The sequence below is a fragment of the Spirochaetota bacterium genome (assembly GCA_038043445.1).
Taxonomy (GTDB): Bacteria; Spirochaetota; Brachyspiria; order Brachyspirales; family JACRPF01; genus JBBTBY01.
On record JBBTBY010000018.1, the window covers coordinates 1 to 12,811 of the forward strand.

Consider the following 12,811-nt stretch of genomic DNA (forward strand, 5'->3'; position numbering starts at 1 on the left):
AATGCCGATGCCCTTGATGGCGGCGAACGCATAGACGAGCTTTCCGTCCTTCTGTGAGAACACTGCGGTACTTTCATTGACCGACGGCGGTATGACGCCGATGTTCTTGACGCGAAGTTCGCTCGTATAGAGGTTGAGCTTTTCAGTGTCGCCGCTGACCGTATTGAGGAGCGCAGTGTAGAATTCCAGCGGATAATGCGCCTTGATGTACGCTTCCTGATAGGCGACGAAGGCATAACACACCGAATGCGATTTATTGAACCCGTACTCGGCGAACCCCGCCATCGTCTCATAGATCTCTTCAAGGAAGTTTTTATCGTACTTCTGTTTGATGCCGCCCTCGATGAACTTGTCCTTCATCTTCGCCATGATGTCTTTTTTCTTCTTGCCCATGGCTTTGCGCAGATCGTCCGCTTCCGCCGGCGTAAAACCGCCGAGTATGCGCGATGTCTGCATGATCTGTTCCTGATAGATGATGACGCCGAACGTTTCGCCGAGCACATCCTTAAGATCGTTGTGCGGATAGGATACGCGTTCCTTGCCGTTCTTGCGGTTCGCGTACGTTTTATCCATCCCGGCCTTGAGCGGACCCGGGCGATAGAGCGCTACTGCAGCAACAAGATCGCCGAAGCGTGTGGGCTTCAAACTTATGAGCAGTCGGCGCATGCCGTCGCTTTCGAATTGGAATATACCCTGCGTATCCCCGCGGCGGAACACATCGTAGACGAGATCGTCCTCCATCGGCGGATTGTTGATGTCGATGGTGACCCCGTGGCGCTTTTCGATATCGGCTACCGCTTCCTTGATGAGGCGCAGGTTCTTGATGCCGAGGAAGTCCATCTTGATGAGGCCGGCATCCTCGATGTAATTCATCTCATACTGGCAGGCGAGCGATACGTTCTCCTTGTCGCGATTGTCGCGGTAGAGCGGCACCACATCGATGAGCGGCACGCTTGAAATGACGACACCCGCCGCATGAAGGCCGACGGAGCGTATCAGCCCTTCGAGCTTGATCGCGATATCGTACATCCTTTTATAGGCGATGTTCGAATCGACAGCCTGGCGGAATTCATCCACCGATTTATACGCGGCCATTATCTTCGGGAGCTTCTCCTGTTCTTCTTCCTCGCTGAATTTCCCCGGTATCAGTTTCGCGAGCCTGTCCGCCTCGACGAGCGGTATATCCATAACGCGGCACACATCGCGCACGATGGAGCGGCCGTTCAGCGTGTTGAACGTTATTATCTGCGCGACATTATCAGCGCCGTATTTTTCGCGTACATAGGTTATCACTTCCTCGCGGCGGTCATCGGGGAAGTCGACGTCGATATCGGGCATGCTTTTGCGCGCGGGGTTCAAGAAGCGTTCGAAGAGGAGCTTGTGCGGGAGCGGATTGATCTCGGTAATGCCGAGCGCATAGGCGACAATGCTTCCCGCAGCCGAACCGCGGCCCGGGCCGACCATGATGCCTTGACTGCGCGCATAGCTTATGAAGTCGGAGACGATGAGGAAATATCCCTCAAAACCCATTTCGGTTATCGTCTTCATCTCAAAGGCGAGGCGATCATACGCTTCCTCTGGGACCGGCGAGTTGCCATAGCGCTTGACAAGACCTTCCTGGCAGAGTTTTAACAGATACGCGCCCTTTTCAAGACCGTCCGGTATGTCGTATTCCGGCATGTAGTAGTCCGGGCTTTTCATCTCTACCGCACAGCGTTCGGCGATGTCCACCGTGTTCTTGAACGCCTTGTTCATGCGCGGGAACATGACGCGCATTTCCTCTTCGCTCTTGAGGTAGAACTCCTCGGTGTCGAATTTCATCTTGGGGCTGGCGAGCGTTGAATGCGTCTGTATGGCGAGGAGCGCCGCATGCGCTTTCGCGTCGTCGCGTTCCACATAGTGCACGTCGTTGGTCACGACCATTTCTATTGAGAGGTCCCTGGCTATCTCGAAGAGCTCGCGGTTGAGAGGCTTCTCTTCCGGTATGCCCTGGTCCTGCATTTCGATGAAAAAATCTTCCCCGAAGAGGTCCTTATACCATTGGGCGATCTTAAGCGCTCCCGGTTTATCGCCGAGGAGTATGCGCTGCGGTATCTCACCGCCCATACAGGCGGAAAGACATATCAGCCCTTTATGATGTTTTTCCAGGAGTTCGTGATCGATCCGCGGTTTATAGTAAAATCCTTCGATGTACGCGCGGCTGACGAGCTTTCTGAGATTGGATATGCCCTCGTTGTCCTTGGCGAGAAGCACGAGGTGCATGGCGGTTTTCGATTCGTTCTCGTTCACTTCTCGGTCGGTTCGTGAACGGGGCGCCACATACGTTTCGCAGCCGATTATCGGCTTGATGCCCGCTTTTTTGGCCTTTATGAAGAATTCCATGGCCCCGAACATATTCCCGTGATCGGTGAGGGCCAGTGCCGGCATGGAGTAGGATTTTGCTTTTGCGATAAGATCGTCGATGCGGGCTGCGCCATCGAGAACGGAATATTGCGAATGGACATGCAGGTGGACAAATGCCATTCTGGAACGCTCCGTGTGATGGGGACTACCTTATATAATTAACATAACCAGCGATAAAAAGCAAACGGTTACGATGAATTTTTTACTGTTCACCTTTGCGGCATGCCACCCGTGGCGCCCATTCGTATAATAATGCTACATTCCGAACATTTGAAAACGGACCTGAACTATGACGTAAGAAAAGAAACAACGGAGGGCACAGAGGCATGGAAGATAAATCAATGAAATGATATATAGGAGTATAGGCAGCAGGCTTTACCTTTCGTGTGAAAATATTCAACTTTTTCGCGCTACTCTCTCAGCATTTTCTCCGTGATCTCCGTGGTTTCTCTTAATCCTTATGCGAGACTTCAGGACGGATCGCGAGATTGACAAAAATCGGCCTTTTGCATATAATCCTTTCTCTTTCGCGGGCAGAAGCCCGTGCGAGCGCAATGAGGAGAACGGCAATGTATGCCATAATTGAAGTCAAAGGCAAGCAGTATAAGGTGACCAAAGGCGCCAAAATACTCATCGATTACCTCGGGGAGAACGCAGCGGCACCCGAGATAAAGACGCTTTTCGTCAAAAAGGACGATAATTCGGTGTCCATCGGGGCGCCGTATGTGGCCAATGCGAAGGTAACGGCTACCGTGGCCGGTGAGCGCAAGGGCGATAAAGTCCTCGTCTTCCGGTTCATCAAACGAAAGGATTTCCGAAGACTGCGCGGGCATCGGCAGAAATATTCACGGCTTCTGATCGAGGATATCTCGGCCTGACGCCGTGATCGAGTGCTCCGTTACGAGACGAGCGGGCGATGTGCGGCTCACCGTGAGCGGACATGCCGCCCCGAAGGGAGCGGTCGGTTATGAAGTGTGTATCGCAGCGTCGACGCTCACGCAGGGGCTTGCGAAAGCCGTGCGCGGGAGTGCGCCGGGTGCGGTGGTGGAATACCGGAAAGCAAAAGGCGACATGACGCTCGTCATCCGCCCGGCGGACGGTGTTCGAACGGAATGTGACACGTTGATACGCGGTTTTCTCGCGGCATTGCGGGACCTCGCAGGCGAGAACGCAGCGTATATGACCTACAGTGAAACGGAGGAATGACCTATGGCAACGAGTGCAAGTGCACGTAACGGACGCGACAGCAACGCGCAGCGTCTCGGCGTAAAACGATATGCGGGTGAGGTCGTCACCGCGGGCAATATCATCATTCGCCAGCGCGGTACGCAGATACACCCCGGTTTGAACGTCGGCATGGGCAAGGACCATACGCTCTTCGCGAAGGTGAACGGCATACTTAAATTCGGCAGCAACAAGCACGGCCGCCGGAAAGTGGATGTCATTGCGCAATAAAGCGAGTGCTCAGTTTTCCCTATCCCGACTTCACACATTGATCCAGTAGTCCTTACCTGTGTAACAATGGTAGGGCTCTTGGATGCGGGTTTTTTCAAAAACAACGATACTATACCTCGATAGTCCGTATCAACGGGAACGATACGGTACTGCGGCCTTGTATTCCTTGTCTAATGACAGTCATCATTCCCCGAGATACGGCTTACGCGGCTTGGGGTCTTCTTTTTCTGAAATCGTCTTCCTGAAATCTTCCAGGATCTGCCGCTGACGGCTGTTGAGGCCTTTCGGCGGTTCGATGATGACGCGCACGAGCATATCCCCGCGCGATGAATAGTTCACATGAGGCATACCCTGCGAACGTACACGGAACACTTTCCCGCTCACCGTTCCCTCGGGTACTTTTATCTTCACGCGCTTGCCGTCCACCGTCGGCACGGTTATCTCGCAGCCGAGCGCAGCCTGTACGATCGAAATGGGCGCTTCGGTTATGAGATCGTTCCCGTCGCGGAGGAAATAGTCGTGGTCTTTCGTGTGAATGAAAAGGTAGAGATCGCCGTTCGTGCCGCCGCGTCCGCCCGCTTCACCCTCGCCGGCGATGCGCACCTGCGTATTATTGTCCACGCCGGCGGGTATGTTCACCGACAATGTCTTCGATTTTATGGCGACACCGCTCCCGCGGCAGCTTTTACACGGATTACTGATGACCTGTCCGGTCCCATGACAGCGCGGGCATGTCGTTGAAATGCTGAAGAATCCCTGAGCGCGCCGCACCTGGCCGCGTCCGCCGCATTCTATGCAGGTAATGGGTTTTGAGCCCTTTTCCGCACCGCTTCCGCCGCAGGCATCGCAATTGTCGTTCTTTTTTACCGCGATCTCCATCTTCTTCCCGCTTGCCGCCTCTTCGAGCGTAAGCGAGATGTCATAGCGAAGATCGTTGCCGCGCGCTCGCCGCGACGAACGAGCGCCGCCGCCGAGATCGAAACCGAAGAGCGAACTGAACACATCGCCGATGTCGTCGAACGCCTCGCCGCGGTTCTTGAAAAAATCGGAGAACGCGTCGGACTGCCACTGGCCGCCGGAACGCGAATAGGCATCGTAGAAATCGCTGTGCACGCCCGCATGGCCGAAGCGATCGTACTGCGAACGTTTTTTGTCTTCGGAAAGTATTTCGTAGGCCTCGGTGGCCTCCTTGAATTTATCCTCGGCATTCTTGTCGGTCTTGTTGCGGTCGGGGTGATACTGCATGACGAGCTTGCGATATGCCTGTTTGATATCGTCCTTGCTCGCGTCCCGTCCGACGCCCAGTACATCATAGTAGTCGCGCTTATCAGCCATTTCGTTCGCCTTTTCGGAGCCCCATTATATCACAAACGGCGGTACCGTACAACAGAAAGAACGGCGGTATACGCATGCGAAAGGAGCCTGCATATACCGCCGTGTTCTTCTTGTCTTTCATGCGTGCTTATTTCTTTTTCTTATCCTCATCAACGACTTCGAAGTCGGCATCGACGACATCGTCTTTTTTCTTCGCATCGCCGCCGTCCGATCTCGGTTCGCTCTGGTCCGCTCCGCCCTCGGCATTCGGTCCGCCCGGTTGCGCTCCCGGTCCGCCGGGAGCACCGCCTTTCGCAGCGGCTTCCTTGTACATGACCTCGGCAAGCTTGTTCCACGCTGCGGTAAGTTCCTCGGTCTTTTTCTTTAGATCGTCGGCGCTGCCGCTGTCAAGTATCTCACGGAGCGACTTTACCTTCGCTTCAAGATCGGTGCGGTCGGATGCGCTCACCTTGTCGCCGTATTCCTTGAGCGATTTCTCCGTCTGGTATATCCAGTGGTCGGCGCTGTTGCGCGCCTCTGATTTTTCGCGCACGGCCTTATCCTCTGCGGAATGCTCTTCCGCCTCGCGCACCATCTTCTTGATCTCTTCCTCGGTAAGACCGCTCGATGATTCGATGCGTATCTTCTGCTCTTTACCGGTGGCAAGGTCCTTCGCGGACACATGTACGATGCCGTTCGCGTCGATATCGAACGTCACTTCTATCTGCGGTACGCCGCGCGGTGACGGCGGTATGCCGACAAGGTCGAAGCGACCGAGCGTGCGGTTGCCGGTCGCTACATCGCGTTCGCCCTGAAGTACATGGATGGACACCGCCGTCTGATTATCCGCGGCCGTTGAGAATACCTGTGAGAACTTCGTCGGGATAGTGGTGTTCTTCTTTATCATCTTCGTCATCACGCCGCCGAGCGTTTCAATGCCGAGCGAGAGAGGCGTCACGTCGAGGAGGAGCATGTCATGGACGTCGCCGGCAAGAATGCCGCCCTGCACTGCGGCGCCTATCGCCACCGCTTCGTCGGGGTTCACGCTTCTGTTGGGCTCTTTATTGAAAAGTTCCTTAACGAGCGCCTGTACCTTCGGTATGCGTGTCGATCCGCCTACGAGAATGACCTCGTCGATGGCGTCAACGGATATGCCTGCGTCCTTGATGGCCTGCTGGCAGGGTATGCGTGTTTTTTCAATGAGATCGTCGACAAGTTCCTCGAACTTCGCGCGGGTAAGCGTCATATTGAGATGCTTTGGCCCGCTCTGATCGGCGGTTATGAACGGAAGATTGATGTCGGTCTGCAGCGATCCCGAGAGTTCCACCTTCGCCTTTTCCGCGGCTTCCTTGACGCGCTGAAGCGCCATTTTATCGTTGGAAAGGTCGATCCCCTGTTCGCGCTTGAACGTGTCGACCACCCAGCGAATGATGCGCTGATCGAAATCGTCGCCGCCCAGATGCGTGTCGCCGTTGGTGCTTTTTACCTTAAAAATGCCTGCGCCGAGCTCGAGTATCGAAATGTCGAACGTGCCGCCGCCCAGATCGTACACGGCGATGACCTCGTCCTTCTTCTTGTCGATGCCGTACGCGAACGATGCCGCCGTCGGCTCATTGATGATGCGAAGCACATTGAGCCCGGCGATGCGCCCGGCGTCCTTGGTGGCCTGGCGCTGTGAGTCGTTGAAATATGCGGGAACGGTAACGACCGCATCGGTGACCTTTTCGCCGAGATAATCCTCGGCCGTCTGTTTCATCTTCTGGAGCACGCGCGCCGATATCTCCGGCGGCGAATAATCACCGTCGGTGGTCTTCACCTTCGGCACGCCGTTATCGTTCGTCACTTTGTACGGTACGCGGCTCATCTCTTCGGAGACCTCATCGAAGCGGTTGCCCATGAAGCGCTTGATCGAATATATCGTGTTCTCCGGATTCGTTATCATCTGGTTCTTCGCCGGCTGGCCGACGAGTTTTTCGCCCTTCGACGTGAAGGCGACTATCGACGGCGTCGTGCGCGCGCCCTCGGAATTGGTGATAACGACCGGTTTGCCGGCCTCCATGACCGCAACGCATGAATTCGTCGTTCCCAGATCGATGCCGATTACTTTACCCATGGTTCCACTCCTTTTCGTAGACCTTTAATTCGATTGCCCTTCCGCCGCCGGTTGAGCCGGAGCGGCGATCGTTCCCGCTGCAGCACCTGGTGCGCCTGCAGGAGGATCATTTTCCGCCGCCGGTGCTTTCGGGCGGCCGATACGGACCTTCGAAGTCCGTATCACATCATCGTACATTTTGTAGCCTTTTTGATATACCTCGATGACCTTTTCGCGGTCATAGGAATCCGCTTCCTCAAGGCTTATCGCCTCGTGGACGTTCGGGTCGAATTCCGCATTGATGGGATCGATCTCCTTGACGCCGTGCCCTTCGAGAAAGCCGATAAGGCGCTTGTGTATCATCGAAACGCCGTCATGGAAATGTTTCACATCCTTCATGTCCGCTTTGAGCGCGCGCTCGAAATCGTCGAGGAAATCGAGCATCTGGACGATAAGGCGCTTGTTCGCATATTTCAGGAATTCGGATTTTTCCTTTTCGAAACGCTTACGCATATTTTCCGCTTCCGCGCGGGAGCGCTTGGCGATATCCTCATAATCGCGGAGCCTGGACTCCATCTCTTCGATCTCCTGCTTTGCGACCATGAGATCCACGATGGGGTCTTCCTTGGCTTTTGCAGGATCTTCTTTTTCTTCTTTTATTTTATCGTCCATGGTTAAAACACTCCGGTATTTCAAGCAAAAGACATGCCAATGGCAGGTTACTTGTATCGTTATGGATGCATGAATCCCTGTTTTTTTGAGGGAATTATGGCTTGTAACGGTGCTATCGGACGTAATATCGTACGAGCGCCGGTGCTATCCCCGCACAACTGTTTCGGAATGATACATTTTTCTCTACGGGCGTATCCATCAATTGAATATCAATACACGGGGGTATATCGTCAGAATTCAGCGGGACAAGCGACGCGGTAGACGCATTTCCTGCACGAGTTTTCATCGGGACGGAACCGTACCATCCCTGCGGATAGGTCTGCTATCGCCGGCAGCACCGCAGCATAGATATTCATTTCCTCGGTATCCTTGCGGAAGAAAGAGCGCATTATCTCTTTGTCCGTGAACGGCGTATACGCCTTATCCGCAAGGGCGGATTCAGAGTACGCGTAATAGCCGCACTCGATCTGCACATCGCCCTTCTCACAGGCATCATAAAGCGAAAGCATATCGATCGCATACGCGAGGTAGAGGAATGGCTGCAGTACCCGGTATGAGCGCACATCGTCCTTTTTCATGACCGTTGCGGATGATTTATAATCGATGACGCGGATACCGGTGATGCGTCCGTCCCGCTGCATGATATCGATCCTGTCTATTCTTCCTTTTATGGAAATATGCCTGAGGGGATGATGTTCGAATGTGTGTTCGATATACTCGGGGACAAAACCGCTTTTCTCAGCAAGCGCTATCTCATGGTCGATGAACCTTTTCGCGATACGATGCGCTTCACTGCGGGCATATCCTTCCTCATGCGCGAGACCGGCATGTATCGTGACCGTGTCGATGACTTCGGCGATAAGGCTTCGGTAGTCATCGCGATGCGTACGCGTGAGCGCACAGGAGCCATAGCGTTCACGCACTGTTCCATAGAATCGCTCGAAGATGCGGTGAAAATACGCCCCGCGATCGGCATGCTCGATGCCGCCGAGCGGTATCCGCATTTCATCCATGCGATAGAGCCGCCTGGCTATGAATTCCCCCGGACAGCGGGCTATCGATTCGAGGTCGGTGACGCTTATATCCCCTGCGATGTACGATCTGAACCATTGCATGGCAGGTGCCGAGAGCGCTTCCATATACTTTTCGCTCAGAGTACGCATGCGCATTGCAAGGAGCCGGGCATTGTCGCGTTCGAACGCATCATCGATATATGATCCTGTCGCCCGTGTCGCCTCTTCGATGGATGCGCCTTGAGCGATCGCGTTCTCCGCATCTATTCTCGTACGCGCTTCTACAAGGGTCGGTACATAGCGTGCACGGGAATGGACCGACACCGCGGGGGTGAACGTTTCACGCGCACGCGTTTCCCAGGATGCATCAGCGAGTGCGGGCTCAAAGGCGTGCATGACAGCGTCCATGTACGGATGCGGCAGCACCTCATTCCCGCGTTCATCGCGCGCGGTGAGAGAACAGGTGATGCCGCCGGCGGGTGCGAGTGCGAGCACAACAGAACAGAAGAGCAGCAATTCCTCATTGTTGGACGACGGCGAGAGCGGCATGGCCGGGTAGCGCGCGTGTATGGCCCGGCGCATATCGTCGGAAAGGAGCGCATTGTCCGAAAAGGAAAATCCCCCCTCCGTACAGCCGCCGATGATGATATGATCGAACTCTGCGCCGCGAATGTCATACGGTGTAAGGAGCCGCACACCCCCGCGTGAAGCACCCGATTCGCGGGTCAGGGCAGAGAGCGTTCTTGCCGCCGCGGTGCGAAGGTCATCGATGGAGAACTGCTCGCCGCGGTACACCGTATCACAGACGCGAAGCGTATCCAGTGCTTCGAGTACCGACGCATAGATGCCGCGCATGTCATCGCCCATCGCATCGGCGAAGCGGGAGAAGCCGAGGAATTCAGCGAGGTCGCGAAGGTGCGTTACGCCTTCGCTGAAATCCCGTGCGCGCGTGAGCGTTCGTGCACGGGCTATGGTCTCGTTCACGAAGACGCCGAATGCATGCACGGATGTGTCATCCGTGCGCAGGCGGTCGACGGATGACGCGATGAGCGATGCGCGCGCGCGTTCCGGCAGATCGAGCCCCTTCTTTCCATGCAGGAGCGCATGCGCGCGATACCGGTCGCACGATGGATGCGTTACCATGCCCGATGCGAACAACCCGGAAAGCGCATCGACATCGACGGTCGTATCCTGATCGATGATGGAGAAGAGCGTCATGAGCATACGCGCTATCGGGTGATCGCCGAGCACATCCCCCCGCCGAGAGGATACGGGCAGAGCGAGGTGGGCGAACGCATCGGTGAGCGGGCGATGGAGCGTTGCAATGTCTCCGACGACGGCGATACGGTGCGCCGGAACGCCGCGGCGGACAAGAGAATCGACCGCATGCGCAATGGTCTCGGCCTCCTGGTACGCGCCGAAGGAGTACAGGAACGAAAGGCGTGCATGTCCTTCGGGTGATGATGTGCCGCCGATGAGCGCATTGATGACCGACGATGAAAGTGCATCGACATCCGTTCCATATTCGATACGGATGCCGGGAATGAAAAGTTCTTCCGCGGAGGTCATCGTCGCGGCTGTAAGCGCTGAGAACTGTTCGCGAGATGCCGGTACATGAACGATGATGGGTATACGGCATGTATCCGCAATGATCGAGAAAAAACGGCGATAGAGCTCGTTGAACGAAAGGAAGCCGCGGCATGCAATGTGCGTGATGCCGGCGAGCGGTGCGGGTCTTCCTGCGGCGAGCTTCGTGAAGAAGATGCGCACATCGGAAACGGCATCGATGAGGCCGCGCTCGGCGAGAAGTCGTTCATACCGTCCGAATATATCGGCGAAGGCGTCGGCATGGCCGCCGGGAACGGACATCATCTCGCGGGCCTCGCCGTAACGGGCGAGCGTTTCGTAGAGGGCGAACGCTTCGCGCGCAAAGCTCTGCGAGCGCATGAGCGGTGCAAGGGCGGAGCCTTGAACGGCATGCTCATCGGCTGCGAATTGCATGACGAGTTGAGCCGCCTCTCCCGTGAGCACCGTCCGTGCGGGCATTATCGCATCGTATACCGAGCGGTAGAAGTGGTATACGTCATCGATGCGCGACGTGGCTATGACGGAAATGCCGTCGCGTAACGATCTGCTGATGTGTTCTTCACGGGCGTAGGAGCGGGGGAAGAGTATGAGCGTGCCGGGGTCACTCACGCGGGATGTGTTCCTCGAATCGCCAAGTCTCAAGCGTGCCGGTGCGCGTGCTCGCGGTCACCTCGACATCGCAGTCTATCACGTTCTCGCGGAACGTTTTTTTCCGGATGCGTATCGAACGGATATCGAACGAGCGGGCATTGAAGATGCCGGGGCGTTTCTGCTTCACCTGCATCGCGATAGAGTGGTCGGACGGCACTGCGTATCCGAGCGGTCCGTAGACGAGGACGCTGTTCTCTCCCTTGAAGACGCGATACGGCCGCCGCGAGGTGACGGCATTCTCGGTGAGCGCGTGTATGGCGACCGCGTTCCCGGATGCATACGGTATCTGTGCGGTGACGATGTTCTCTGCGACCTCGACACCCGACGCATCCTTGACCCGTGCCGGGAGATTCACCTCGAACCGATATGATCCGCTCGCGGAGGGTGCGGCGGCTATGATATTCGTTATGAGCGAATTCGTACGCCCGAGCATGATATCGTCGATGCGCATCGCCATGCGCTCCGATGCGGTCTCTGGCACGCGTACGGTGTTCGTAACCGCGTTCGTGCGTACGTTCGTAATGGCGACGATATTCGATGAAAGCGACGGTACCCCGGGTACGCGATAGGGCGATTTTGCCGCGTCATTCGTCTGTACCGGGAATACCGGATCTTTCGGGAGTACCACCGGCGTACGCTGCGACGGATCAACAGTAATGGAGAGGTCCATGCCGCCCTCGGGCGCGCGTACAAGGGAAAGGCTCCGCACGGCGAGGAACGGCAGATAATTATTGTTTATCCCCGATATGGCAGAAAGTGATGAGAATGACACGGTCGCGAAATAATGATGGTAGGGGTGCTGATACGTATGGGAAAAGAACGTAAGCGTGAGCGCTCGTTCGGCGGCAAGTGATTGGAATATCGTATCGAGCGTTTCAAGGGGGACAGCGTCCGGTACGGAAATATGGATGCGCAGCTCACCGTAGCCGCCGGCGGTAAGGAAAAGATATTCATCGTGAGTAGGGGCTATCGGGAAGAGCACGGCGGCGGAAATGATGGCGATGAGTGTTGCGATGACTTTTTTCATAAACCCGCGGTCATTATACGGCTTTGAGGGATAATTTTCAAGGCAAATTCGGTCAGGAGTTCACCTATTTCGGAACACTTGCGGCGAAGAATGAGAAAGAGAAAGTATTTCACGGAGTCCACGGAGGGGGCGATGTTCTTTGCGGTTTTGGCGGCTTGGTGCGCGACATGGGCTTCAGCAGCCCGGGAACACCGACAATAGACAGACTTCGCCTTAGGCTGTACACAAAACTCATGAAACTGAATTCCCCTTTCGCATTTTCTATACCTTAATACCAAGACAAATAGACGTAAACGATGTATACTGTCAGTATGCAAAATTTATATCGCATGAGCGTACGGATAGTCGCGGGTACTTTCATCCGTTGCGCCGTTGTGTTCTCGCTTATCGCCATGAACGTGCAGGCGGCGGTATACCACGTAGATATTAAAAATATAACCAAGAACGGTCTCGATGGGCAAAGGGAGAATGCATTCGGCACCATACAGCAGGCGGTCGATCGATGCGAACCGGGGGACACTGTCGTGGTACACCCGGGCGTTTATCATGAGGTGGTTCGGATCACGCGCGGCGGTACGCCCGAGAGATATATCCGTA

Annotated in this window: 10 protein-coding genes; 3 read left to right on the forward strand and 7 right to left on the reverse strand. The window is 55.5% G+C overall.

All coding sequences use genetic code 11. The annotated features are described in order from the left end of the window. Positions 1 to 2,523, reverse strand: a 2,523-nt coding sequence (gene dnaE, locus AABZ39_02805) for a DNA polymerase III subunit alpha (protein ID MEK6793680.1), incomplete at its 3' end; no start/stop codon positions are given. Positions 2,524 to 2,972: 449 nt separating this feature from the next. Between dnaE and rplU the strand changes: the two genes are divergently transcribed. The 3 genes from rplU to rpmA are packed head-to-tail and all read left to right on the forward strand — an operon-like array spanning position 2,973 to position 3,858. Continuing rightward, positions 2,973 to 3,281 (forward strand): 50S ribosomal protein L21, encoded by a 309-nt coding sequence (rplU, locus tag AABZ39_02810; protein ID MEK6793681.1) that lies wholly within the window; start codon positions 2,973 to 2,975, stop codon positions 3,279 to 3,281. A gap of 4 nt (positions 3,282 to 3,285) precedes the next feature. Then, entirely contained in the window at positions 3,286 to 3,609 is a 324-nt protein-coding gene (locus AABZ39_02815) for a hypothetical protein (protein MEK6793682.1), read from the forward strand. A 3-nt stretch (positions 3,610 to 3,612) separates the two neighbouring features. Continuing rightward, on the forward strand, positions 3,613 to 3,858 hold the full coding sequence (gene rpmA, locus AABZ39_02820; protein ID MEK6793683.1) for a 50S ribosomal protein L27: 246 nt from the start codon (positions 3,613 to 3,615) through the stop codon (positions 3,856 to 3,858). Between the two features lie 183 nt (positions 3,859 to 4,041). On the opposite strand, the gene dnaJ is transcribed toward rpmA, so the two are convergent. From dnaJ to AABZ39_02850, 6 genes are all read right to left on the reverse strand, one after another. Continuing rightward, the gene (gene dnaJ, locus AABZ39_02825) at positions 4,042 to 5,193 is read right to left on the reverse strand and encodes a molecular chaperone DnaJ (GenBank protein ID MEK6793684.1); all 1,152 of its coding nucleotides are present in this window, start codon (positions 5,191 to 5,193) and stop codon (positions 4,042 to 4,044) included. Between the two features lie 127 nt (positions 5,194 to 5,320). After that, a complete protein-coding gene (gene dnaK / locus AABZ39_02830; protein MEK6793685.1) occupies positions 5,321 to 7,285 on the reverse strand; it encodes a molecular chaperone DnaK in 1,965 nt (654 codons plus the stop codon). A gap of 24 nt (positions 7,286 to 7,309) precedes the next feature. After that, a complete protein-coding gene (locus AABZ39_02835; protein MEK6793686.1) occupies positions 7,310 to 7,936 on the reverse strand; it encodes a nucleotide exchange factor GrpE in 627 nt (208 codons plus the stop codon). A 230-nt stretch (positions 7,937 to 8,166) separates the two neighbouring features. After that, positions 8,167 to 11,145, reverse strand: coding sequence for a PD-(D/E)XK nuclease family protein (locus AABZ39_02840; GenBank protein MEK6793687.1), 2,979 nt, complete (start codon positions 11,143 to 11,145; stop codon positions 8,167 to 8,169). Further along, positions 11,138 to 12,214 carry a hypothetical protein gene (locus AABZ39_02845; GenBank protein ID MEK6793688.1) on the reverse strand — a complete coding sequence of 359 codons (1,077 nt, stop codon included), beginning with the start codon at positions 12,212 to 12,214 and terminating at the stop codon, positions 11,138 to 11,140. The genes AABZ39_02840 and AABZ39_02845 overlap by 8 nt, the downstream gene beginning before the upstream one ends. A gap of 320 nt (positions 12,215 to 12,534) precedes the next feature. Then, positions 12,535 to 12,811: hypothetical protein (locus tag AABZ39_02850; protein MEK6793689.1), on the reverse strand; the 277-nt coding region annotated here is incomplete at its 5' end.